Genomic DNA, 24,844 nt, shown 5'->3' with positions numbered 1-24,844 from the left:
GTCATTTCACCGAAATAGCGCAGTCAAACGTTTCCACGGGTGGCACTTCGGGTGCCCATGGCTGTTGATAAGTCAGGCGCAAGCGCCCGGTGCCGGTGTCGAACGCCTGGAAGCGCCAAGTCGAGACACCGGCGGCGCCGACGATGCCGGCGTCTTCCGGGTTACGGTAAACCTCTGGGCCGAGGCCTTTGAGAACACCGCCGGCCGAATCCTGGATGCTCCAGCGATAGCCGGTGGTGGGATTGCTCGGCAAACTCAGGATCAGGTTCTGCCCGTTTTTGAGCTGCACCGGGCATTGGCTCTGTTTTTCCACCGTCACATTGTGTTTCGGCTGTGTGGCGCAGGCGCTCAGCAAGGCGAGGCTGACGGGGACAAGCAGGCGGGTGAGGGACATAAGGGCTCCGGCATTCACGACGAACGGCGAGCATAACCGAAGATGCTACTGGGTGTGTCAGCTGGACATGTGCTGGTGCAAATGACGCCTTCGCGAGCAGGCTCGCTCCTACAAGGGTTCGTTGCGAATCACATACCGTGAACACCACAAATCCCCGGGGGAGCGGGCCTGCTAGCGATGAGGCCAATGCAGTCACTGCAGAACGATCAGAACAACACCTTCACCACGTCCGCAAACCGCTTGGCGAAGTGCACCGTGACGCCTTCCTTCAGATAGTCCGGCAGCTCCTCGAAGTTGCCACGGTTGGCTTCCGGCAGGATCAACTCATTGATTTTCTGCCGGCGCGCCGCGATGACCTTTTCGCGTACGCCGCCAATCGGCAGGACGTGGCCGGTAAGTGTCAATTCGCCAGTCATGGCCACGCCTTTCTTCGCCGGCTGGTTGCGCGCAAGGGACAGCAAGGCGCTGGCCATGGTCACGCCGGCACTCGGGCCGTCCTTGGGCGTGGCGCCTTCCGGTACGTGCAGGTGCACGAAGGCCTCGTCAAAGAACTTCGGATCGCCACCGAATTGCTTCAGGTGGGAGCTGACGTAGCTGTGGGCTATCTCCGCAGACTCCTTCATCACCTCGCCCAGTTGCCCGGTGAGCTTGAAGCCGCGATTGAGAGTGTGGATCCGCGTTGCCTCGATCGGCAACGTGGCGCCGCCCATGCTGGTCCAGGCCAGGCCGGTGATGACCCCGACGCCAGACAGCACCTGCTCGTTGCGAAATACCGGTTTGCCCAGGGAGGCTTCGAGATCCTTGGGCCCGAGCTTGATCACGGCTTTTGGATCTTCGATCAGTTTCATCACGGCCTTGCGCACCAGTTTGCCCAGTTGTTTCTCCAACTGGCGTACCCCGGCTTCACGGGCGTAGCCGTCGATCAGGGCCTTCAGGGCGCTATCGTTGATGCTCAGGCTGCCCTTGGACACGCCGGCCTTGGCCAGTTGCTTGGGCCACAAGTGACGCTTGGCGATGGCAACCTTCTCTTCGGTGATGTAGCCCGACAGGCGAATGACTTCCATGCGGTCCAGCAGCGGGCCGGGGATCGAGTCGAGGGTGTTGGCGGTGCACACAAAGAGCACTTTCGACAGGTCCAGGCGCATGTCCAGGTAATGATCGAGGAATTCGACATTCTGCTCGGGGTCGAGAGTTTCCAGCAGCGCGGACGCTGGGTCGCCCTGGTAGCTCTGGCCCATCTTGTCGATTTCGTCGAGCATGATCACCGGGTTCATCACTTCGACGTCCTTGAGCGCCTGCACCAGCTTGCCCGGCTGGGCCCCGATGTAGGTGCGCCGGTGACCCTTGATTTCGGCTTCGTCGCGCATGCCGCCGACGCTGAAGCGATAGAACGGCCGCCCGAGGGATTCGGCAATGGATTTACCGACGCTGGTCTTGCCCACGCCGGGCGGGCCCACCAGCAACACAATGGAACCGCTGATCTCACCCTTGTAGGCGCCCACGGCGAGGAATTCCAGGATGCGCTCCTTGATGTCGCCCAGCCCGGCGTGGTGCTGGTCGAGAATCTTGCGCGCATGCTTGAGATCGAGCTTGTCCTGGCCATACACGCCCCAAGGCACCGATGTTGCCCAGTCCAGGTAATTGCGTGTGACGGCGTACTCCGGTGAGCCGGTTTCCAGGATCGAGAGTTTGTTCATTTCCTCTTCGATGCGCTTCTCGGCCTGGGCCGGTAATACCTTGCCTTCAAGGCGCTGTTCGAACTGTTCCAGGTCTGCGCTGCGGTCGTCCTTGGTCAGACCCAGCTCCTGCTGGATGACCTTGAGTTGTTCCTTGAGGAAGAACTGGCGCTGATGTTCGCCGATCTTGCTGTTGACCTCGGCGGAAATTTCTTTCTGCAACCGCGCGACCTCGACTTCCTTGCGCAGCATCGGCAGGACTTTTTCCATGCGCTTGAGCATCGGCACGCAATCGAGTACTTCCTGCAATTCGCTGCCGGTGGCGGAGGTGAGCGCGGCGGCGAAATCGGTCAGCGGCGACGGGTCGTTGGGGCTGAAGCGGTTGAGGTAGTTTTTCAGCTCTTCGCTATACAGCGGGTTGAGCGGCAGCAGCTCCTTGATCGCGTTGATCAGCGCCATGCCATAGGCCTTGACCTCGTCGGTCGGCTCGCTCGGCTGGTGCGGGTATTCGACTTCCACCAGGTACGGTGGGCGGTGGTGCTTGAGCCAGGTGCGGATGCGCACGCGGGTCAGGCCCTGGGCAACGAACTGCAATTTGCCGGCTTCACGGCTGGCGTGGTGGACCTTCACCAGCGTGCCGTAGAGCGGCAGCTTCGAAGTGTCGAAATGGCGCGGGTCTTCCTGGGGTGAGTCCATGAAGAACAGCGCCAGGGAATGATGTTCGGACTTGGCCACCAGTTCCAGGGTTTCGGCCCACGGCTCTTCGTTGACGATGACCGGCAGCACCTGGGCCGGGAAGAACGGGCGGTTGTGGATAGGAATGATGTAGACCTTGTCCGGCAGGCTCTGGCCGGGCAGGGCCAGGCCGGTGCCGGAAACGGTGTGTTCGATGTGCTCGGATTCTGTGTATTCGTTATTCGCTTCAGTAGAGTGCTGGTCGCTCATGGGGCACCTGCGCAATGGGGTATGGACCTTAGATGGGGCGGGCAGGGGGTTGTTTCAATGGCGGGCAATTGTCAGCGGTTATTTCATTGATGGGTATTCAGGTGGGCGACAGGTTGGCGTGGCGAGGGGATGCCCCCCTCGCCACGCGTTTCAGCCTACGCGGTTCAGGTCGTTATGGCGTGTTTCCTTCAGGCACAGCACCGCGATCACGCTGAGCACCGCGGCAGCGGATACGTAACCGCCGACGTAGCTCAGGCCGCCCATCGCCACCAGCTTCTGCGCGAAGAACGGTGCCGCAGAAGCGCCGACAATGCCACCCAGGTTGTAGGCCGCCGACGCGCCGGTGTAGCGCACATGCGTAGGAAACAGCTCCGGCAGCAACGCGCCCATGGGCGCGAAGGTCACGCCCATCAGGAACAGCTCGATGCACAGGAACAGCGCCACGCTTCCCGTGGAGCCTTGAGTCAGTAGGGGCTCCATGAGGAAGCCCGAGGCCACCGCCAGCAGGCCGCCGGTGATGAGCACCGGCTTGCGGCCAAACCGGTCGCTTGCCCAGGCCGACAGCGGCGTGGCGGCGGCCATGAACAACACTGCAAAGCACAGCAGGCCGAGGAAGGTCTCGCGGCTATAGCCCAGGGTCGCGACGCCATAGCTCAAGGAAAATACCGTGGAGATGTAGAACAGGGCGTAACACACCACCATCGCGGCCGCGCCAAGCAGTGTCGGCGCCCAGTACTGGCTGAACAACTCCACCAGCGGGATTTTCACCCGTTCCTGGCGGGCCATGGCGTTGGCGAACACCGGCGTCTCGTGGAGCTTGAGACGTACATAGAGGCCGACGATCACCAATACGGCGCTGAGCAAGAACGGAATCCGCCAGCCCCATGAGCGGAACTGCTCGTCATCCAGGGTCATGGCAAGGGTAAGGAACAATCCGTTGGCCGCCAGGAAACCGATAGAGGGGCCCAGTTGCGGGAACATGCCGAACCAGGCGCGCTTGCCTTTTGGGGCGTTCTCGGTGGCCAGCAAGGCCGCGCCGCCCCATTCGCCGCCAAGCCCCAACCCTTGGCCGAAACGCAAAAGGCACAAGAGAATCGGGGCCCAGGCGCCAATGCTGGCGTAGCCAGGCAGCACGCCGATGAGCGTGGTACACACGCCCATCAGCAGCAGCGAGGCCACGAGTGTCGACTTGCGCCCGATGCGGTCGCCGAAGTGGCCGAACAACGCCGAGCCCAGGGGGCGGGCGAGAAACGCGATACCGAAGGTCAGAAAGGACGACAGCATCTGTGCCGTGCCTGAGGTCTGCGGAAAGAATACCGGTCCGATCACCAGGGCCGCGGCGGTGGCATAGACGTAGAAATCATAGAACTCGATGGCGGTGCCGATGAAGCTCGCGGTCGCCACGCGGGTGGCGGAGTTGGTCGGCTCGACAGGCACTGCTTCGTTGCAGGTAGTGGTTGTCATGCGGTTGTCCCTGACAGTCATATGCTCCGTTGGAGCGAATTATTATGGTCAAACACCCAGGGATGTGGGGTGGGCGCTGTCGCTGTTTCGGGTAGGAACAGTCGCAGGGCTGAAGCGAATAGAACCGGTGAACGGCCCGGAACCGTCTGGGTGCAGGGTAGGCACGAGGTTCGGGCGGGGCTGGGTAAGCGGTTTGAGTATAGGAAGGAGGCTAACGAATCAACAAGTGAGCCCGCACACAATTTGGAACATGCGCTGAGCTTTTGTAGCGAGGGAGCAAGCTCCCTCGCCACGGTGCGGTGATTAGAGAACTACCGGCACCGAACTGTTATGCCACACCAGCACCTGGCTGACGCGGTTGTCGACGGTCTCGATGATTTCCAGGCGGTAGCGGCCGATCTTCAGGCACACCGGGCTTTCCGGGATGGTTTCCAGTGCTTCGGTCACCAAGCCATTGAGCGTCTTGGGGCCGTCGCAGGGCAAATGCCAACCGAGGGTCTTGTTCAGCTCGCGGATCGACGCGGCGCCATCGATCATCAAGCGGCCGTCGGGTTGGGGATGAACGTGGGGATTGTCGAGGCTGTGCTCGCTTTCGAACTCGCCGACAATCTCCTCCAGGATGTCCTCCAGGGTCACGATGCCCATGACTTCGCCATATTCGTCCACCACCATGCCCAAGCGGCGTTGCTGCTTGTGGAAGTTGAGCAACTGCAGCTGCAGGGGGGTGCTCTCGGGAACGAAATACGGTTCGTGGCAGGCTGCCAGCAGTGCTTCCTTGGTCAGGCTCGCATCCGCCAGTAGATGGCGAACCTGGCGGGTATTGAGGACTGCTTCGACCTGGTTGATATCGCTGTGGAACACGGGCAGGCGGGTTCGCCGATTCAGGCGCAACTGCTCGATGATGTCGCCGATGGGGTCGTCGAGATTGATCCCGTCCACCTCGCTGCGAGGGACGAGGATGTCGTTGACGGTGATGTTGTCCAGCGCGTGGATACCGGAAACCGGATGCACCCGACCGCTGGTCTGTTCCTGTTCCTCGGCACGCGGCGTCGCGGGGGGCTCGTCGTCGCTTTGCTGGACCGCGCCAGCCTTGCGGGCAAAAGGGCGCAGCAGCAACTGGCTGAGGCCATTGAGCAGCCAGGCCACCGGATAAACGATTTTCAACGGAACGCCCAGCAAACCGTTGCCCAGGGCCAGCACCGCATCGGGATGACGGGTGGCGAGCGTGCGTGGCAGGTAGTCGGCGAAAACCAGCAGGGCCACGCTGGTGCCGAGCCAGGCCAGCCAGGGACCGTTTTCCAGCCAGGTGAAAATAGCCAGCCACGTGCCGATGACCACGGCGAGGGCGCGACAGAGGGTGTTGCACAGGATCAGGCTGGCCAAGGGAAAGCTGAGCTTCGCCAATGGCTTGTCGCCGGAGCGCGAGGCCCTGCGTCGGGCGAGCAGATACTGTTGGGCGGCTTCGATGGCCGTGAACAGGGCTGACCACAGGATCAGCACGACCATTACCGCAAACAATGGCCCCAAGGGCAGCCTATCCATCAGCGTCGTCCGTCAGACATGCAGGATGTATTCGCGGACCAGCTTGCTGCCGAAGTAGGCCAGCATCAGCAGGCAGAATCCCGCCAGGGTCCAACGAATGGCTTTGTGGCCACGCCAGCCGAGGCGGTTGCGACCCCACAGCAGCACGCTGAAAACGACCCACGCCAGGCACGCCAGCAGAGTCTTGTGCACAAGATGCTGGGCGAACAGGTTCTCGACGAACAGCCAGCCGGAGATCAACGACAGCGAGAGCAGGGTCCAGCCGGCCCAGAGGAAGCCGAACAGCAGGCTTTCCATGGTTTGCAGGGGCGGGAAATTGCGGATCAGACCGGAGGGGTGCTTGTGCTTGAGCTGGTGGTCCTGCAACAGCAGGAGCAGTGCCTGGAACACCGCGATGGTGAACAGGCCGTAGGCGAGGATCGACAACAGGATATGCGCCAGGATGCCCGGTTCCTCGTCGATGATCTGCACGGTGCCCGAGGGCGCGAATTGCGCCAGCAGCACCGTGGCCAGCCCGAGGGGGAACAGCAGCACCAGCAGGTTTTCCACGGGGATGCGCGAGCAGGCCAGCAGCGTCAGCGCGATCACGGCCATGGCGATCAGGCTGGCGGCGTTGAAGAAGTCCAGGCCCAGGCCGATCGGCGTCATCAAGTGGGTGAACAGGCTGACCGCATGGCCGAGCACCGCCAGCACGCCGAGCGTGACCAGCAGGCGCTTGTTCGCCTTGGCGCCGGAGGCCAGACGGGTGCCCTGATAGAAGGTCGCAGCGGCATAAAGACAAGCGGCGGCGAGGGTTGCAAGCAAGCTGGGTGACAAGGGGAGCATAAATCCTGTTAGGCAGGCCCGAAAGGCGCTGAGTTTGGCATAGAACCCCTACCGCACGAAAGACCGCCGCAACCGACGGCGAGGTGTACGTCGCACGCTTCTTCGCTATAATCCGCGACCTGCCCACGCCGCAGGCTCGCCGAGCACATATTTCACGGTCTGGGCCGCCATTATCCCGGTCTTATCTGGGCCTGAAAGGATCGCGCATGTTTGAAAACCTAACCGACCGTCTCTCGCAGACGCTGCGCCATGTCACCGGCAAGGCGAAACTGACCGAAGACAACATCAAAGACACCTTGCGCGAAGTGCGCATGGCGTTGCTCGAAGCCGACGTTGCCCTGCCGGTGGTGAAGGACTTCGTCAATTCGGTGAAGGAACGCGCCGTCGGCACCGAAGTGTCCCGCAGCCTGACCCCGGGCCAGGCGTTCGTGAAGATCGTCCAGGCCGAGCTCGAAAGCCTGATGGGCGCCGCCAACGAAGACCTGAACCTCAGCGCCGTGCCGCCAGCGGTGGTGCTGATGGCCGGTCTGCAAGGCGCGGGCAAGACCACCACCGCCGGCAAGCTGGCGCGCTTCCTTAAGGAGCGCAAGAAGAAGTCGGTGATGGTGGTGTCGGCGGACATCTACCGTCCGGCGGCAATCAAGCAGCTGGAAACCCTGGCCAGCGATATCGGCGTGACGTTCTTTCCGTCCGACCTGAGCCAGAAGCCGGTGGACATCGCCCAGGCGGCTATAAAGGAAGCGAAGCTCAAATTCATCGACGTGGTCATCGTCGACACCGCCGGTCGCCTGCACATCGATGAAGAGATGATGGGTGAGATCAAGGCGCTGCACGCCGCGATCAACCCCGTGGAAACGCTCTTCGTGGTCGATGCCATGACCGGCCAGGACGCGGCCAACACCGCCAAGGCGTTCGGTGACGCACTGCCGCTGACCGGCGTGATCCTGACCAAGGTCGACGGCGACGCCCGTGGCGGTGCCGCGCTGTCGGTACGCGCCATCACCGGTAAGCCCATCAAGTTCATCGGCATGGGCGAGAAGAGCGAAGCGCTCGAGCCGTTCCACCCTGAGCGTATCGCTTCGCGCATCCTCGGCATGGGCGATGTGCTCAGCCTGATCGAGCAGGCCGAACAGACCCTCGACAAGGACAAGGCCGACAAACTGGCCAAGAAGCTGAAGAAGGGCAAGGGCTTCGACCTCGAAGACTTCCGCGACCAGCTGCAACAAATGAAGAACATGGGCGGCCTCGGCGGCCTCATGGACAAACTGCCGAACATCGGCGGCGTGAACCTGGCGCAGATGGGCAATGCCCAGGGCGCGGCTGAAAAGCAGTTCAAGCAGATGGAAGCCATCATCAACTCCATGACCCCGGCCGAGCGCCGCGACCCTGAGCTGATCAGCGGTTCGCGCAAGCGTCGTATCGCCATGGGTTCCGGCACCCAGGTGCAGGACATCGGACGCTTGATCAAGCAGCACAAGCAGATGCAGAAGATGATGAAGAAATTCTCCGCCAAGGGCGGGATGGCCAAGATGATGCGCGGCATGGGCGGTATGTTGCCCGGCGGCGGCATGCCGAAAATGTAAAGAATCTGCGCCGGCTGTCATGTCGGCGTTGCCCCGCACGGAAGCGGGGATTTCCAGCAAACCCGCGCTACGCGGGAGCTGACCCGCCGTTTTTCATGACGGCTCTATGGCAAATCTTGATTGCACCGCGCCAGGCGCCGGAAAAAGTCATTTGCAAAAGTCCGGATATTCCTTAGAATATGCGGCCTTTCGGGCACCTATGCCCGCTGTGCATTTAGATTTGCAGCACCGACTACAGGAACGATGTTCACATGCTAACAATCCGTCTTGCCCTTGGCGGCTCCAAAAAGCGCCCGTTTTACCACCTGACCGTAACCGACAGCCGCAACCCGCGTGACGGTTCCCACAAGGAACAGGTTGGTTTCTTCAACCCTGTTGCCCGTGGTCAGGAAGTTCGTCTGTCCGTGAACCAAGAGCGCGTAGCCTACTGGCTGAGCGTTGGTGCACAGCCTTCTGAGCGTGTTGCTCAGTTGTTGAAGGAATCGGCTAAGGCCGCGGCCTGAGCAATATGAACGCGACGCCAAAAGATGCCGGTGATTTGATCGTTGTCGGCAAGATCTACTCTGTACATGGCGTTCGCGGCGAAGTGAAGGTGTATTCCTTTACTGATCCGATCAAGAACCTGTTGGACTACAAAACCTGGACGCTCAAGCGCGAAGGTAGCGTGAAACAGGTGGAGCTGGTCAGCGGACGCGGGAACGACAAGTTCCTGGTCGCGAAGCTCAAGGGTCTCGATGATCGTGAAGAAGCGCGTCTTCTGGCCGGTTATGAGATCTGCGTGCCGCGCAACCTGTTCCCTGAACTGACCGACGGCGAGTACTACTGGTACCAGCTGGTGGGTCTGAAGGTCATCGACCACCTCGGGCAATTGCTCGGGAAGATCGATCATCTGCTCGAGACCGGTTCGAACGATGTCATGGTGGTCAAGCCTTGCGTCGGCAGCCTGGATGATCGCGAACGCCTGTTGCCCTATACGGAGCAATGCGTGTTGGCAGTCGACCTTGAAGCAGGCGAGATGAAGGTGGAATGGGATGCGGATTTCTAAACGTGGCTAATTTGCGCGTTGAAGTCATCACGCTGTTTCCCGAGATGTTTTCCGCCATCAGCGAATACGGCATAACCAGCCGCGCGGTGAAACAGGAGCTGTTGCAGCTCACCTGTTGGAATCCGCGAGACTACACCACGGATCGGCATCACACTGTGGACGATCGCCCGTTTGGCGGTGGTCCGGGCATGGTGATGAAGATCAAGCCCCTGGAAGATGCGCTGGTTCAGGCCAGGATGGCAGCCGGGGAGGGTGCGAAGGTGATCTACCTGTCGCCCCAAGGCCGTCAGCTGACTCAGTCGGCGGTACGCGAGCTGGCGAATTCGGATGCATTGATCCTGATTGCCGGCCGTTATGAAGGCATTGACGAGCGTTTCATTGAGGCTCATGTCGATGAAGAGTGGTCGATTGGCGACTATGTACTGTCTGGCGGCGAGCTGCCGGCGATGGTCCTGATCGATGCGGTTACACGACTGCTGCCTGGAGCTTTAGGGCATGCGGATTCCGCCGAGGAAGATTCCTTTACGGATGGTCTGCTGGATTGCCCGCACTACACCCGACCGGAGGTGTATGCGGATCAGCGTGTTCCCGACGTGTTGCTAAGTGGCAACCACGCGCACATCCGGCGTTGGCGTTTACAGCAGTCCCTTGGTCGGACCTATGAACGACGCGCCGATCTTCTGGAAAGCCGCTCGCTTTCTGGAGAAGAGAAGAAGCTGCTCGAGGAATACATCCGCGAGCGGGACGATAGTTAACAACGTATCGATGGTAAGTCCGTTGACTTGCCTTAGGAGCACAGCATGACTAACAAAATCATCCTTGCACTCGAAGCAGAGCAGATGACCAAAGAGATCCCTACCTTTGCCCCAGGCGACACCATTGTCGTTCAGGTGAAAGTGAAGGAAGGCGACCGTTCGCGTCTGCAAGCGTTCGAAGGCGTTGTTATCGCCAAGCGTAACCGCGGCGTAAACAGTGCATTCACCGTTCGTAAAATCTCCAACGGTGTTGGCGTAGAGCGTACTTTCCAGACCTACAGCCCGCAAATCGACAGCATGGCTGTGAAGCGTCGCGGTGACGTGCGTAAAGCCAAGCTGTACTACCTGCGTGACCTGTCGGGTAAAGCAGCTCGCATCAAGGAAAAACTGGCTTAAGTCCAGCTTCCGATGCAAAAAAAAGCAGCCTGCGGGCTGCTTTTTTGTTGCCTGCGATTTGTGCTTTGAGCACTCTTCACTCGTCGTTTTTTATTCGACGCAGCCTTCGCTAGCTCATGAGTCTTTATGCCAGCCATCGACCATCCACTGATAGACCAGTTCCTCGACGCCCTGTGGCTGGAGAAGGGGCTCTCCGATAACACCCGCGGCGCCTATCGCAGCGACCTGGCCTTGTTCAATGGCTGGTTGCAGGAACAGAACCTGGAATTGATCAACGCCGGAAGGGAATTGATCCTCGACCATCTGGCGTGGCGTTTGGAGCAGAACTATAAACCCCGCTCTACCGCCAGATTTCTTTCCGGGTTGCGTGGCTTCTATCGCTATTTGCTGAGGGAAAAAGTGATTGCGGTGGACCCGACCTTGCGCGTGGAAATGCCGCAACTGGGCCGTCCGCTGCCAAAATCCCTGTCGGAAGCGGACGTGGAAGCATTGCTGGCGGCCCCCGACCTCAGTGACCCCATCGGCCAGCGCGACCGAGCGATGCTGGAAGTGCTGTATGCCTGTGGTTTGCGGGTCACCGAACTGATCAGCCTGACACTTGAGCAAGTGAACGTGCGCCAGGGCGTGCTGCGGGTGATGGGCAAGGGCAGCAAGGAACGCCTGGTGCCCATGGGCGAGGAAGCGATCGTCTGGGTCGAGCGCTACATGCGCGATGCGCGTCATGACCTGCTGGGTGGGCGTCCCAGCGATGTGCTGTTTCCGAGCCTGCGCGGCGAGCAGATGACCCGCCAGACTTTCTGGCACCGCATCAAGCACCAGGCCAAGGTGGCGGGAATCAATAAATCGCTGTCCCCCCACACCTTGCGCCATGCCTTCGCCACGCACCTGCTCAATCATGGCGCTGATCTGCGGGTAGTACAGATGTTGCTGGGGCATAGCGACCTGTCCACCACCCAGATCTACACCCACGTGGCTCGGGCGCGGTTGCAGGACCTGCACGCCAAGCATCATCCCCGCGGCTGAAGAAGAACCCCACAGATAAGCGCTCGCCATTGCCTTGCATCACCGGCATTCGGCCACGCCAGCCTTATGTGGTAGGCTTTCCCGGTTTGCACGGTGGGCGGCTGGAACCCGAATCTGCGGGTCGTTGGTTCCCGTCCCATTTGTTCGCCTCAGGAGTCCTCATGCGTTTGATCCAGATGTTCACCGCCGCCGCCATTGCGTTGGCCAGCACCTTTGCCATCGCCGACGACGCGGCTGACCAGGCTATCCGCAAGAGCCTGGCCAACCTCGAGCTCGAAGTGCCGATCGAAGCCATCTCTGCCAGTCCCATGTCCGGGCTCTATGAAGTCAAGCTCAAGGGCAGCCGCGTGCTGTACGCCAGCGCCGACGGCCAGTACATCGTCCAGGGCAACCTGTTCACGCTCAAGGACGGCAAGCCGGTCAATCTCACCGAGATCACCGAACGCCAGGGCATTTCGAAGTTGATCAACGGCATCCCGGTCGCCGAAACCGTGGTCTATCCAGCAGTCGGCGAAACCAAGTCGCACATCACCGTGTTCACCGACACCACCTGTCCTTATTGCCACAAGCTGCACGCTGAAGTGCCCGAGCTCAACAAGCGCGGCATCGAAGTGCGTTATGTAGCGTTCCCGCGCCAGGGCCTGGGCTCGCCGGGTGACGAGCAGTTGCAAGCGGTCTGGTGTTCCAAGGACAAAAAAGCGGCCATGGACAAGATGGTCGATGGCAAGGAGATCAAGTCCGCCAAGTGCGAGAATCCGGTTTCCAAGCAGTTCGCCCTCGGCCAGTCCATCGGCGTCAACGGTACGCCGGCCATCGTTTTGGCAGACGGCCAGGTGATTCCGGGCTATCAGCCGGCGCCGCAAGTCGCCAAACTGGCTTTGGACGCAAAATGACCTGCGTCGATCCGCTTTTGAAGATCACGGCTCGGCGAAAACGTTCGTCGGGCCGTTAAACACAAAGTCGCGTTGCTGCGCGGCTGTATTTCACGGCCGACCTTGCGTCGGCCGTTTCATGGGGAGTCAAGAGTGAATCCGGTCAAAGTAGGCATCTGTGGGTTAGGTACCGTCGGTGGCGGCACCTTCAACGTACTTCAGCGCAACGCCGAGGAAATTGCTCGTCGTGCCGGGCGTGGAATCGAAGTGGCACAAATTGCCATGCGCACGCCAAAGCCTCAGTTCCAGACGACCGGTATTGCGATTACCAACGATGTCTTCGAAGTGGCCACGAACCCTGAGATCGACATCGTAATAGAGCTGATGGGCGGCTATACCGTTGCCCGAGAGCTGGTACTCAAGGCCATCGAGAATGGCAAGCATGTGGTCACCGCGAACAAGGCGCTTATCGCCGTTCACGGTAATGAAATCTTCGCCAAGGCACGAGAGAAAGGCGTGATCGTGGCGTTCGAAGCCGCCGTGGCGGGTGGCATCCCAGTGATCAAGGCGATTCGCGAAGGCCTGTCGGCCAACCGTATCAACTGGCTTGCGGGAATCATCAACGGCACCGGCAACTTCATCCTCACCGAGATGCGCGAGAAAGGTCGCACCTTCGAGGACGTCCTCACCGAGGCCCAGGCCCTGGGTTATGCCGAGGCGGATCCAACCTTCGACGTGGAGGGCATCGACGCGGCGCACAAGCTGACGATCCTGGCTTCCATCGCCTTTGGTATACCGCTGCAATTCGACAAGGCCTACACCGAAGGCATCACCAAGCTGACCACCGCTGACGTGAACTATGCCGAAGCCTTGGGCTACCGCATTAAACACCTGGGCGTGGCGCGCAGCACCGCCAGCGGCATCGAATTGCGCGTACACCCGACGCTGATCCCGGCCGACCGCCTGATCGCCAACGTCAACGGTGTGATGAACGCAGTGATGGTCAATGGTGATGCCTCCGGGTCGACGCTGTTCTACGGGGCTGGCGCGGGCATGGAGCCGACTGCATCGTCGGTGATCGCCGACCTGGTGGATGTGGTTCGCGCGATGACCTCGGATCCAGAGAACCGTGTGCCGCACCTGGCCTTCCAGCCGGATTCGCTGTCGGCCCATCCGATTCTTCCGATCGATGCTTGCGAAAGTGCCTACTACTTGCGTATCCAGGCCAAGGACCATCCGGGCGTATTGGCCCAGGTGGCGAGCATTCTTTCGGAGCGCGGCATCAACATCGAGTCGATCATGCAGAAGGAAGTCGAGGAACATGATGGCCTGGTGCCGATGATTCTGCTGACCCATCGCGTGGTCGAGCAGCGCATCAACGATGCGATTGCGGCATTGGAAGCGCTCCAGGGGGTCGTTGGCCCAGTGGTCCGTATCCGCGTCGAACATTTGAACTAATTTAGCGGCAAGCTATAAGCTGTAAGCTGCAAGTAAAAGCCGAACCGCTTTTCACTTGTAGCGTGCAGCTTGAGGCTTGAAGCTCAAACCGAAGGTTTGCCCCTATGCGCTATATCAGCACCCGCGGCCAGGCACCGGCCCTGAATTTCGAAGATGTCCTGCTGGCCGGCCTGGCCACGGATGGCGGTCTTTATGTGCCGGAGAACCTGCCACGTTTCACACAGGAGGAGATTGCCTCCTGGGCCGGCCTGCCGTACCACGAGCTGGCTTTCCGGGTCATGCGCCCGTTTGTTGCCGGCAGCATTCCGGACGCCGATTTCAAAAAGATTCTGGAAGAGACCTATGGGGTCTTTTCCCACAATGCCATCGCACCGTTGCGCCAGCTAAACGGTAACGAATGGGTCATGGAGCTGTTCCACGGTCCGACCCTGGCGTTCAAGGATTTCGCCCTGCAGCTGCTCGGCCGCCTGTTGGACTACGTGTTGCAAAAGCGTGGCGAGCGCGTGGTGATCGTCGGCGCAACGTCCGGCGACACCGGCTCGGCCGCGATCGAAGGCTGCAAGCATTGCGAGCACGTCGATATTTTCATCCTGCACCCGCACAACCGCGTCTCGGAAGTGCAGCGTCGGCAGATGACGACGATCTTCGGCGACAACATCCACAACATCGCCATCGAAGGCAACTTCGATGACTGCCAGGAAATGGTCAAGGCCAGTTTCGCCGACCAGAGCTTCCTCAAGGGCACCCGGCTGGTGGCGGTGAACTCGATCAACTGGGCGCGGATCATGGCCCAGATCGTCTACTACTTCCACGCGGCGCTGCAGTTGGGCGGCCCGGCCCGTTCGGTGGCGTTCTCGGTGCCTACCGGCAACTTCGGCGATATTTTCGCCGGTTACCTGGCGCGCAACATGGGCCTGCCGATCAACCAATTGATCGTCGCCACCAACCGCAACGACATCCTGCATCGCTTCATGAGCGGTAACCAGTACGTCAAGGAAACCCTGCACGCCACGCTGTCACCTTCGATGGACATCATGGTGTCGTCGAACTTCGAGCGCCTGTTGTTCGACTTGCACGGTCGCAATGGCGCCGCGATTGCCGGCCTGATGGACAGCTTCCGCCAGGGTGGCGGTTTCAGCGTCGAAGCCGAGCGCTGGACCGAAGCCCGCAAGCTGTTCGACTCCCTTGCAGTGGATGACGCACAGACCTGCGAAACCATCGCCGAGGTGTTCGAGCAGAGCGGTGAGCTGCTCGACCCACACACCGCCATTGGCGTGAGAGCTGCACGCGAGTGCCGCCGCAGCCTGGATACCCCGATGGTCGTCCTGGGCACCGCACACCCGGTCAAGTTTCCGGAAGCCGTGGAGAAAGCTGGCGTAGGAAAAGCGCTTGAACTGCCTGCACATCTTTCGGATTTGTTTGAGCGAAACGAGCGTTGCACGGTGTTGCCCAATGACTTGAAAGCCGTGCAGGCCTTTGTCAGCCAGCATGGCAACCGCGGCAAGCCTCTCTGATAGCTGGAAGTTGTCACATTTTGAAGCCCGTCTCCTGACGGGCTTTCTTGTTTCTGCATGCCAAACTGGCCGGGTTTCCGCCCTTGGAGGGACGGGCGGGTAATCTCGAAGGAAGTGCAGATGTTGTTCTTTATACGTTGCAAACCAGTGATGAGCTGGATGATGGGCCTGGTGTTTTTGTTTGGGGCGCCATGGGGAGGCGCGGCCCAGTTGGCGGCCTCTGGCAAGCCACCGTTCGAATCCAGCGGACGGATCGCGCTCGATGCCCAGGAGCTGAAGTGGATCAGCGAAAACCCTCGCGTCGTCGTCGCCTCGATGCAGTTCCCGTTGTACCTGTTCAAAAATGAACGTGGGCAATGGAACGGGCTGAACGACGATATTCTCCGGCGTATCGAGCACATGACCGGACTTGAATTCGTTCATCGGGAGTCGTTCTCTCCCGATCAATTAATGGCCCTGTTGGAAAAAGGCGAGGCCGACATGACGACTACCCTGGCGATGAATGACGAGCGCAGGGAGTTCTTGAGTTTCAGCCATGCCTTCGGAGGTTCCGGTTGGGTCTTCGTCGGACGTGACGCAGAGCCCGCACTTCGTTCGCTGGAGCAACTCGAAGGCAAGGTGCTGGTGTTGCCGGCACGGCATGCGTTGGAGTCGGAGATCAGGCGCAATCATCCAGCCATCGAGTTGCGCACGGTCAAGACGTACGGTGAAGCTCGGGCGCTGGTGGAAAGCGGTGAAGCCTACGCCACCATTGAAAATGAAACCGGCGCGCACCTGTACCCTGCGGGGCAGCTGCAAGTAGGAAGCAATCTCGAAGGCAAGTGGGAGCCCGACTATCTGGCTGTGCGCCAAGACCTTCGGCCATTGTTAAGCATCCTGAACAAGGCGCTGGAAGCGTTCCCCGCCGAAGAGATGCGAGCGCTGCGCTCGAAATGGCTGACAGGCATCGCTCCCCATCCGTCACCGTCTTCCTGGTTGTACATCAAACAGTGGGGCTACTGGTGTGTGGTCGTGTTCGGGGTGTTTGGCCTGTTGTCCCTGCTGTCGCTGTTATGGAACCGACGCCTGCAGGTCCAGATTGATCAACGGCTCAAGGTCGAGGCCGTACTCAATGACCAACTGAAGTTCCAGCGAGCCCTGATGGACGCGATTCCCGATCCGATCTTCATTCGCGACCTGGAAGGTCGCCTGATCATGTGCAACAAAAGTTATGAGGATCAGTTCGAGACTCGCTTCGAGAAGCTGCTGGGCACGCGCCTGACCGATTCCGCGACGTTTCCAGCAGCAACCGCCGAATTGTTGCACGGCGAGTTGATGGAGCAGCTGCAAACCCGCCAGCCGCGTTTTGTGGACCGCCAACTGATGTTCAGCGGTGGCTTGCGGGACATCTATCACTGGTCAGTGCCGTTCTATGGGGCCGATGGTCAGTTGCGCGGTCTGCTGGGAGGGTGGATCGATGTTGGGCATCGTTGGCGCCGCAACCGCTTCCTGGCTTGATGATGGCCGTGCCTGTTGCCAACCTGTCATATTGGGCGCGCATGCTCGGTTGAACACGCTGCAAAAGTGTCGGTTCGTTGCGCTGGCAGAACTTTAGGCCATGGCCCACGGTCACTTAATGTGCAGTTGTTTTCTCGGACTATTGAAGGGTGATCGAATGGAAAGTATCAGCCTGTTGCTGAATGAAGCCTTGAGCCCGTATCAGGTCACGCTCACTCCCTCCGGTGCCAAGGGTGAATGCCTGGTAACGCTGAAAAACCCCACGGGGGCCATCATGGTCGAGCGGGTGTTCAACCAGGCCCAGCTGGCCGACAAGCGCCAGCTCACCGACGTGGTCGATGGCCTGCACCGCGATGTACTGATCGCCGAAGGCCGCCTGGAGCCCTGCGTGATCGCGGCTTTGCGTAATCTGGCAGGGGACAAGGCCATGGCTGTCCCTAATTGAGCGACGGTTTGAGGGAACCTTCCTACGTCCCTGTGAGTCAGACCTTTTACCAACAAGAGCGAGCATTGTGCTCCGGTGCTTGTCGCTTGTTGCACGGACCTTGAATGGTCACGTTTAACCCCGAGTTGTCTCCCCACTTCTCGGGGTTTCTTTTTGCCTGGCGTTCAGGGCTTGGCTCGTTCTATCCCGCCAAGGGGCATCGCTTCCACAGTTACAGATCTGACAACGTGCTTTAGCTGCTTATCTCAAATAGCACCATCGGCCCGCAGTTTGGCGATCCGCTGCGCATCGTAGCCCAGCTCGCCGAGTACCTGTGCCGTGTGCTCACCCAGCGCCGGCCCGACCCATTCGGATGTGCCCGGCGTGTCCGACAGTTTCGGTACGATGCCCGGCATCTTGAACGCCTTGCCGTCCGGCAGCTTGGCCTGCAAGAACATTTCCCGGGCGAGAAACTGCGGGTCGCTGAACATGTCTTCGGCGCTGAAGATCCGGCTGGCCGGTACTCCGGCCTGGTTCAGTTGGTCGATGACAGCCTCCAGCGGCAGTGAGTTGACCCAGCGATCAATCACGCCATACAGCTCGTCGCGGCGACTGTCGCGTCCATCGTTGCCGGCCAGTTGCGGGTCGTTGGCCAGGTCGTCGCGGCCGATGATCTGCATGAAGCGCTTGAAGATTGCGTCACCGTTAGCGCCGATCTGCACGTGCTTGCCGTCGGCACTGGTGTGGATGGATGACGGGGTGATGCCGGGCATGATATTGCCGGTGCGCTCGCGGATGAAGCCGAACACATCGAACTCCGGCACCATGCTTTCCATCATGGCGAAGATCGCCTCGTACAGCGCCACGTCCACCACTTGTCCGGTCCCGCCATTTACCTCGCGGTGACGCAAGGCCATCAGTGCGCCGATCACGCCCCAGAGTGCGGCAATGGAGTCGCCGATTGAAATTCCGGTACGCACTGGCGGACGATCCTCGAAACCGGTGATGTAGCGCAGGCCGCCCATGGATTCGCCGACGGCGCCAAACCCCGGTTGATCCTTCATCGGCCCGGTCTGGCCGAAACCGGAGAGCCGCACCATGACCAGTTTAGGGTTCAGCGCGTGCAATACGTCCCAGCCCAGACCGAGCTTTTCCAGCACGCCCGGGCGAAAATTCTCGATCAGGATGTCCGCTTCGCCGATCAGCTGTTTCAGGATCGACAGGCCTTCGGGGTGCTTGAGGTTCAGAGTCAGGGACTTTTTGTTGCGTGCCTGGACGAACCACCACAAGGACGTGCCTTCATACAGCTTGCGCCATTTGCGCAGCGGATCGCCGCCGTCGGGGGATTCGACCTTGATCACCTCGGCACCGAATTCACCGCAGATCCGCGAGGCGAAAGGGCCGGCGATCAAGGTGCCGAGTTCAATGACTTTGACGCCGGCAAGGGGTTTGGCAGTAAGCGACATGACGAATCCTGTAGGACAAAGGCAGAACGAATGGAGCGTTTTATCATAGGCCAACGCCCGTCGCCGCAGGTTGATGGTCGGCAATTCGTGGATTGGCCGCCTCATCGGTTAGACTTGCCGACTTTCCTCGTATCAAGAAGCCCGTTCATGGCCCAGCCGTCCACGACCTACAAATTCGAACTGAACCTCACCGACCTCGACCGCAGTGTGTATGAGAGCGTGAAGCAGACCATCGCCCGCCATCCTTCGGAAACCGAGGAACGCATGACCGTGCGCTTGTTGGCCTACGCGTTCTGGTACAACGAGCTGCTGGCGTTTGGTCGTGGCCTGTCAGACGTCGATGAACCTGCCCTGTGGGAAAAAAGCCTGGATGACCGTGTCCTGCATTGGATCGAAGTCGGCCAGCCGGATGCCGAACGCCTGACGTGGTGCTCGCGTCGTACCGAGCGCACCAGCCTGCTGGCCTATGGCAGCCTGCGTGTCTGGGAGGGCAAGGTGATTCCAGCCGTGAAGACCCTGAAAAACGTGAACATCGCCGCCGTGCCCCAGGAAGTCCTCGAAACCCTGGCCAAGGACATGCCCCGCGTCATCAAGTGGGACGTGATGATCAGCGAAGGGACCATTTTCGTGACCGACGACCGTGGCCAGCATGAAGTCCAGTTGCAATGGTTGCTGGGCGAGCGTGGTTGAGCCATTGACAAGTATTGAGTGAACTCATTGTGGCGAGGGAGCTTGCTCCCGCTTGGGTGCGCAGCGCCCACAATCAAGGGGGCCGCTACGCAGCCCAGCGGGAGCAAGCTCCCTCGCCACGGTCCAGGACCAAAAAGTAGAGAAATGTCCGTCCCCCATGCGCATAGAACCCCGCCAACTCCCCGACACCCTGCCGTTCCTTGGTGACCTGCCGCCCTTGTTGACTCGCCTCTATGCCGCTCGAGGCGTGCAATCGGCGGCTGAGCTGGACAAAAGCCTGGCGCGCCTGATTCCCTACCAGCAGCTCAAGGGGATCGATGCGGCGGTGGATCTGTTGGTGGCGGCGCTCGAGCAACGCCAGCGGATCCTGATTGTCGGCGACTTCGACGCCGACGGCGCGACGGCCAGTGCCGTGGGTGTGTTGGGCCTGCGGCTGCTGGGCGCGGCTCATGTCGATTACCTGGTGCCCAATCGCTTCGAATACGGCTATGGCTTGACGCCGGAGATCGTCGAAGTCGCCCTGACACGCGAGCCACAGTTACTGATCACCGTGGACAACGGCATTTCCAGCGTGGAAGGCGTGGCGGCGGCCAAGGCGGCGGGCCTGAAGGTGCTGGTTACCGATCACCACTTGCCTGGGTTGGAGTTGCCGCAGGCCGATGCAATCGTCAACCCGAACCAGCCGGGCTGCGAATTCCCAAGCAAGGCTTTGGCGGGCGTCGGGGTGATTTTTTATGTACTGATGGCGCTGCGGGCGCGCCTGCGCGGCCTGGGCTGGTATGCCAGCACGCCCCAGCCGAACATTGGTGAATTGCTGGACCTGGTGGCGCTGGGCAGCGTGGCCGACGTGGTGCCCCTGGACGCCAACAACCGGATCCTGGTTCACCAGGGTCTGGAGCGTATTCGCGCTGGCCGCGCGCGTCCCGGGATCAAGGCCATCCTGGAAGTGGCCAAGCGCGATCCGTCGCGCATCACCTCCACGGACCTGGGTTTCATCGTCGGTCCACGACTGAATGCGGCGGGACGCCTGGACGACATGAGCCTGGGCATCGAATGCCTGCTGACCGCCGACCCATCGCTGGCCCGTGAGATGGCGGCCCAGCTGGACGGCATGAACCAGGATCGCAAATCCATTGAGCAGGGCATGCAGCGCGAAGCCCTGGCTCAGCTCAAGGACCTGCCGGTGGAGTCGATGCCGTTCGGCTTGTGTCTGTTCGACCCGCAATGGCACCAAGGCGTGATCGGTATCCTCGCCTCGCGCATGAAGGAGCGTTATTTCCGTCCGACCATCGCTTTCGCCGATGCCGGCGACGGTCTTCTGAAGGGCTCCGGTCGTTCGGTGCCGGGCTTCCATATCCGCGATGCCCTGAGTGTCGTTGCGGCACAGCATCCAACCCTCATCAGCAAATACGGCGGCCACGCCATGGCGGCGGGGCTGACATTGCCCGAGGCGAATTTTCCGTTGTTCGCCGAGGCATTCGACGCTGAAGTACGTAGGCAACTGCGTGAGGAGGACCTGACTGGACGAATGCTGTCGGACGGCACCCTGGCGGTCGAGGAATTCCATCTGGAACTGGCCCGGGCACTGCGCCATGCGGGACCGTGGGGCCAGCATTTCCCGGAGCCAGTGTTCCACGGTGTTTTCCAGTTGGTCGAGCAGCGAGTGGTGGGCGAACGTCACTTGAAGGTTGTTCTCAAAAGTGAGTGCGGCTCGCTGAAGCTCGATGGCATCGCCTTTGGCATCGACCGTGAGATCTGGCCGAACCCGACTGTGCGCTGGGTGGAACTGGCCTACAAGCTTGACCTCAACGAGTTTCGTGGCCAGGAAACGGTGCAACTGATGATCGCCCATATCGAGCCGCGATAGCAGAACCCAAGCGAAACCTGTGGCGAGGGAGCAAGCTCGCTTGCCACAAGACCCAGGCAAACAGCTTGGCCGCCCAGGGTCGGTTTTTGGAATCGGAACCCTCCCTTCTTCGAAGTTGTCGACTAGTCTCTAAGCACTGCTTGATAGCCCTTGTGACGTCTTGTCGGATTTTTTGCCCGCGGGGGCGGGTGTTGTACCTTTTTGTCACTCGTCGACTTTTCAAACAGAACCCTGGAGCCTGCCCACTGATTCGAGAGGTGCCCCATGAGTCTGCTGCTGGAACCCTATACCCTTCGCCAATTGACCCTTCCCAATCGCATCGCGGTTTCGCCGATGTGCCAATACTCGAGCGTCGATGGCCTGGCCAACGACTGGCACCTGGTACACCTTGGCAGTCGCGCCGTGGGCGGCGCCGGGCTGGTGTTCACCGAAGCCACCGCAGTCACCGCGGACGGCCGTATCACCGCCCAGGACCTTGGGTTGTGGAACGATGAGCAAATCCCGGCGCTGCAACGCATCACCCGTTTCATCACCGCCCAAGGGGCCGTCCCCGGCATCCAGCTGGCGCACGCAGGTCGCAAGGCAAGTACCTGGCGGCCCTGGTTGGGCAAGCATGGCAGCGTCAAGCCGGAGGACGGCGGCTGGGTCCCGGTCGGTCCTTCGCCAATCGCCTTCGACCCACAACACACCCAGCCGATGCAATTGGACGAGGGGCAGATCGCTGGCGTGATCCAGGCATTCGTGGACGCGGCCAAGCGTGCCCTGACCGCAGGCTTCAAGGTGGTCGAGGTCCATGCGGCCCACGGTTACCTGCTGCACCAGTTCCTGTCGCCCTTGAGCAACCAGCGCCGCGATCAATACGGCGGGTCGTTCGAAAACCGTATCCGGCTGGTGCTGCAAGTGACTGAAGCGGTGAGGGCGGTGTGGCCAGAAGAACTACCGGTGTTCGTTCGCGTCTCCGCCACCGACTGGGTCGAAGACGGTTGGAACCCGGACGAAACCGTGGAACTGGCGCGACGATTCAGGATGCTGGGGGTGGACTTGATTGACGTGTCGTCGGGCGGAACCGCCGCGAATGCGGAAATTCCCACCGGCCCGGGTTATCAGACCCGCTTCGCCGAGCGGGTACGCAAGGAGTCGGAAATTGCCACCGGCACCGTGGGCATGATTACCGAGCCGGCCCAGGCCGAGCACATCCTACGCACCTGCCAGGCCGATATCATCTTCCTCGCCCGGGAATTGTTGCGCGATCCGTATTGGGCCTTGCATGCCGATGATGACTTGGGTGGGCGCAAGGCCACTTGGCCGGCGCAGTACCAGCGGGCGACGCATCGGGACCAGCCGATCCATGAGTCGGATCTGCGGGACTGAATTGGCGATGAAACAAAAAGCCCCGGTCATTGGCCGGGGCTTTTTGTTTTTTGTTTATCGGGTGTCCAGAGTTGGTTCAGGGATACTTACGCCGATCCGGCGCCGGCGGGAAATACTGGTACAGCCAGGTCTCGCTCAACGTGCGGTCCTTGGAACGCAGGAAGAGCCGCATTTCTACCGGGTCCACGCGATCGTCGGTCGGGTACCAGTCGAAAGTAATGCGGTAGCCCTTGATCGCGTCCAGTACCAACACGTTGAAGTCCTTGACCTCGCCGTGGGAGCAGGTCACGACCGGTTCGATACCGGTGCCCGGTGGCAACTGGTCGAGGCCACCGCCGGTGAAGTCCACGGCAAAGCGCCGCGCCCAAACGGTCGGGTAATGCTCGCCGGGTGCCCAGCCTTCGATGAAGCCGCCCATGCCGGAGCGGGTGGCATCGACACGCGCCAGGTCGGAGCTCACCGGTGGCAAGGCACTCCAGTAGAGCTTGTAGCCGTAATTCAGCGAATCACCGGCGGCGACGGGTTTTTTCGGGGTCCAGAACGCGACGATGTTATCCAGGGTTTCGCCGGTTGTAGGAATTTCCAACAGATCGACTGAGCCTTCTCCCCATGCGGTCGTAGGCTCGACCCACAGGCTCGGACGTTTGCTGTACCAATCCACGGTGTCCTGGTAGCTGTCGAAGTCATGGTCGGTCTGCACCAGCCCGAAGCCTTTCGGATTCTTGTCGGCGAACGCGTTGAATTGCAGGGTGGCGGGGTTGTTCAGCGGGCGGCAGACCCATTCGCCGTTGCCGCGCCACATGGCCAGCCGGTCGGAGTCGTGGATTTGCGGGTGAATGGTGTCGCACATGCGCCGCTCGACCGTGCCGCAGCTGAACATGCTGGTCATCGGCGCGATGCCCAGTTGCTCAATGGCGGTACGGGCATGGATGTGCGCATCGATTTCCATGACGACCCGGGTCGGCTGGCAATCGATATCGAAACGATAGGCGCCGGTGGCGCTGGGCGAGTCGAGCAGGGCGTAGACCACGAAACGGGTGCTGTTCTTGTCCGGGGTTTCGAACCAGAACTTGGTGAAATCCGGAAACTCCTCGCGCTTCTTCGCATAGGTGTCGATGGCCAGGCCCCGGGCCGACAGCCCGTACTGGCCGCTGGCATCGACGGCGCGGAAATAGCTGGCCCCCAGGAATGAAACGATGTCGTGCCGGTCCAGCTCCGGTGCCTTGAACACCCGGAAACCCGCGAAGCCCAGGTCACCCGTCAATTGCGAGGTATTGACCGTGGTCTTTTCGTAGTTGAACAGCTCCGGGCGGAAATGCACCTCACGGGCCATACGCGTCTTTGGGTCGACGCTGTACATGCGAACCGGTTGCTTGAAACCCATGCCGACATGGAAGAACTGTGCGTCCAATTGCCCGTCCAGCTCATTCCACAGGGAGTGGTTGGCGTCGTACCGGATGGCATTGAACTGCAGCGGCGACATCTGGGCCAGGGTCGGTGGCAGGACTTGCTTGGTGTCGACGTAGCGGCTCTCGGCCAGCCGCCGGGCCTGATCCTTCAGCCCTTTGAAATCGAAGGGACGGGCTTCGCCGTCGGCGGTCTGGTCAGCGGCCCAGGCGCGTGCGGCCATGAGTCCCGACGCCGATAGCCCGGTGTAGGCGGCGAAGGCCATGGAGGCCTTGAGCAAATTCCTGCGGTGCATAAATACAACCTTAATCAAAGCAATCCCGAGCCGATCCTGGCAACAGAGATTGAAAAAGGAGTTCGGACATGCCTTTGGCCAAACGCGACGAACGTAAGAACAGATACCTGAGAGCTGGATCGGTTCACCGAGGCGCAAAATCATAGGGGAAATGCGAGCTTGGAGAGACAGGAAAGCGTGACCTGGTCAAAATTTCTTACAGTTATTTCCTTTTTTATGAACATTTTGGGTTTTTTTGACTAATTACTCTAAAACTCCCTTTTCACCCGATGAATCCTCCCTATTCTTGAGTGTGAAGGACGATGTAACCGGTTCACCGGGCGCTATCAGGTCAA

The 24,844-nt window shown here is 60.5% G+C and carries 21 protein-coding genes; 14 read left to right on the top strand and 7 right to left on the bottom strand.

All coding sequences use genetic code 11. From position 1 onward, the window contains the following. Nucleotide 1 precedes the first annotated feature (1 nt). From J3Q04_RS20230 to J3Q04_RS20210, 5 genes are all read right to left on the bottom strand, one after another. Entirely contained in the window at nt 2-394 is a 393-nt protein-coding gene (locus tag J3Q04_RS20230; RefSeq protein ID WP_434609746.1) for a protease inhibitor I42 family protein, read from the bottom strand. A gap of 206 nt (nt 395-600) precedes the next feature. Continuing rightward, a complete protein-coding gene (gene lon / locus J3Q04_RS20225; RefSeq protein WP_420764176.1) occupies nt 601-3,015 on the bottom strand; it encodes an endopeptidase La in 2,415 nt (804 codons plus the stop codon). A 150-nt stretch (nt 3,016-3,165) separates the two neighbouring features. After that, entirely contained in the window at nt 3,166-4,479 is a 1,314-nt protein-coding gene (locus J3Q04_RS20220; RefSeq protein ID WP_434562467.1) for an MFS transporter, read from the bottom strand. A gap of 303 nt (nt 4,480-4,782) precedes the next feature. Beyond that, nucleotides 4,783-6,021: a CNNM domain-containing protein gene (locus J3Q04_RS20215; protein ID WP_434609749.1), complete on the bottom strand. Its 1,239-nt coding sequence runs from the start codon at nt 6,019-6,021 to the stop codon at nt 4,783-4,785. 12 nt (nt 6,022-6,033) lie between these two features. Continuing rightward, a complete protein-coding gene (locus J3Q04_RS20210) occupies nt 6,034-6,846 on the bottom strand; it encodes a cytochrome C assembly family protein (RefSeq protein WP_434562471.1) in 813 nt (270 codons plus the stop codon). A gap of 206 nt (nt 6,847-7,052) precedes the next feature. Between J3Q04_RS20210 and ffh the strand changes: the two genes are divergently transcribed. The 11 genes from ffh to J3Q04_RS20155 all read left to right on the top strand — a co-directional run bounded on the left by ffh (nt 7,053) and on the right by J3Q04_RS20155 (nt 17,434). Continuing rightward, the gene (ffh, locus tag J3Q04_RS20205) at nt 7,053-8,429 is read left to right on the top strand and encodes a signal recognition particle protein (RefSeq protein ID WP_413794151.1); all 1,377 of its coding nucleotides are present in this window, start codon (nt 7,053-7,055) and stop codon (nt 8,427-8,429) included. A 251-nt stretch (nt 8,430-8,680) separates the two neighbouring features. Next, complete coding sequence (rpsP, locus tag J3Q04_RS20200; RefSeq protein ID WP_003198088.1) at nt 8,681-8,932, top strand: 30S ribosomal protein S16; 252 nt, start codon at nt 8,681-8,683, stop codon at nt 8,930-8,932. Between the two features lie 5 nt (nt 8,933-8,937). Next, nucleotides 8,938-9,474: a ribosome maturation factor RimM gene (rimM, locus tag J3Q04_RS20195; protein WP_420764180.1), complete on the top strand. Its 537-nt coding sequence runs from the start codon at nt 8,938-8,940 to the stop codon at nt 9,472-9,474. After that, on the top strand, nt 9,456-10,229 hold the full coding sequence (gene trmD, locus J3Q04_RS20190) for a tRNA (guanosine(37)-N1)-methyltransferase TrmD (protein WP_434562473.1): 774 nt from the start codon (nt 9,456-9,458) through the stop codon (nt 10,227-10,229). The genes rimM and trmD overlap by 19 nt, the downstream gene beginning before the upstream one ends. A 45-nt stretch (nt 10,230-10,274) precedes the next feature. Continuing rightward, nucleotides 10,275-10,625, top strand: coding sequence for a 50S ribosomal protein L19 (gene rplS, locus J3Q04_RS20185; RefSeq protein WP_003175895.1), 351 nt, complete (start codon nt 10,275-10,277; stop codon nt 10,623-10,625). A gap of 126 nt (nt 10,626-10,751) precedes the next feature. After that, nucleotides 10,752-11,648 carry a site-specific tyrosine recombinase XerD gene (xerD, locus tag J3Q04_RS20180; RefSeq protein WP_434609753.1) on the top strand — a complete coding sequence of 299 codons (897 nt, stop codon included), beginning with the start codon at nt 10,752-10,754 and terminating at the stop codon, nt 11,646-11,648. A 161-nt stretch (nt 11,649-11,809) separates the two neighbouring features. Then, nucleotides 11,810-12,541 (top strand): DsbC family protein, encoded by a 732-nt coding sequence (locus tag J3Q04_RS20175; RefSeq protein ID WP_420764182.1) that lies wholly within the window; start codon nt 11,810-11,812, stop codon nt 12,539-12,541. Nucleotides 12,542-12,673: 132 nt separating this feature from the next. Continuing rightward, complete coding sequence (locus J3Q04_RS20170; protein ID WP_420764183.1) at nt 12,674-13,978, top strand: homoserine dehydrogenase; 1,305 nt, start codon at nt 12,674-12,676, stop codon at nt 13,976-13,978. Between the two features lie 104 nt (nt 13,979-14,082). Then, nucleotides 14,083-15,492, top strand: a complete 1,410-nt coding sequence (gene thrC / locus J3Q04_RS20165) for a threonine synthase (protein ID WP_420764184.1) — start codon at nt 14,083-14,085, stop codon at nt 15,490-15,492. A gap of 120 nt (nt 15,493-15,612) precedes the next feature. Next, nucleotides 15,613-16,989 carry a transporter substrate-binding domain-containing protein gene (locus J3Q04_RS20160; protein WP_434562475.1) on the top strand — a complete coding sequence of 459 codons (1,377 nt, stop codon included), beginning with the start codon at nt 15,613-15,615 and terminating at the stop codon, nt 16,987-16,989. Nucleotides 16,990-17,146: 157 nt separating this feature from the next. Then, nucleotides 17,147-17,434 (top strand): DUF3509 domain-containing protein, encoded by a 288-nt coding sequence (locus J3Q04_RS20155; RefSeq protein ID WP_420764186.1) that lies wholly within the window; start codon nt 17,147-17,149, stop codon nt 17,432-17,434. Nucleotides 17,435-17,679: 245 nt separating this feature from the next. Here J3Q04_RS20155 and J3Q04_RS20150 read toward each other — a convergent pair whose 3' ends face one another. Beyond that, a complete protein-coding gene (locus tag J3Q04_RS20150) occupies nt 17,680-18,879 on the bottom strand; it encodes a CaiB/BaiF CoA transferase family protein (protein ID WP_434609757.1) in 1,200 nt (399 codons plus the stop codon). 147 nt (nt 18,880-19,026) lie between these two features. Between J3Q04_RS20150 and J3Q04_RS20145 the strand changes: the two genes are divergently transcribed. The 3 genes from J3Q04_RS20145 to J3Q04_RS20135 all read left to right on the top strand — a co-directional run bounded on the left by J3Q04_RS20145 (nt 19,027) and on the right by J3Q04_RS20135 (nt 22,807). Further along, nucleotides 19,027-19,569 carry a YaeQ family protein gene (locus J3Q04_RS20145; protein ID WP_420764188.1) on the top strand — a complete coding sequence of 181 codons (543 nt, stop codon included), beginning with the start codon at nt 19,027-19,029 and terminating at the stop codon, nt 19,567-19,569. A 157-nt stretch (nt 19,570-19,726) separates the two neighbouring features. Beyond that, on the top strand, nt 19,727-21,436 hold the full coding sequence (gene recJ / locus J3Q04_RS20140) for a single-stranded-DNA-specific exonuclease RecJ (RefSeq protein WP_434609759.1): 1,710 nt from the start codon (nt 19,727-19,729) through the stop codon (nt 21,434-21,436). 264 nt (nt 21,437-21,700) lie between these two features. Then, complete coding sequence (locus tag J3Q04_RS20135) at nt 21,701-22,807, top strand: NADH:flavin oxidoreductase/NADH oxidase (RefSeq protein ID WP_420764190.1); 1,107 nt, start codon at nt 21,701-21,703, stop codon at nt 22,805-22,807. 76 nt (nt 22,808-22,883) lie between these two features. On the opposite strand, the gene J3Q04_RS20130 is transcribed toward J3Q04_RS20135, so the two are convergent. After that, nucleotides 22,884-24,509 (bottom strand): glucan biosynthesis protein D, encoded by a 1,626-nt coding sequence (locus J3Q04_RS20130; protein WP_434609761.1) that lies wholly within the window; start codon nt 24,507-24,509, stop codon nt 22,884-22,886. Nucleotides 24,510-24,844 lie beyond the last annotated feature (335 nt).

Source organism: Pseudomonas sp. D4-21 (assembly GCF_051132125.1).
Classification (GTDB): Bacteria; Pseudomonadota; Gammaproteobacteria; order Pseudomonadales; family Pseudomonadaceae; genus Aquipseudomonas.
Note: the sequence above shows the minus strand (reverse complement) of the source record. Positions and strands in the feature narration are given on the sequence as shown.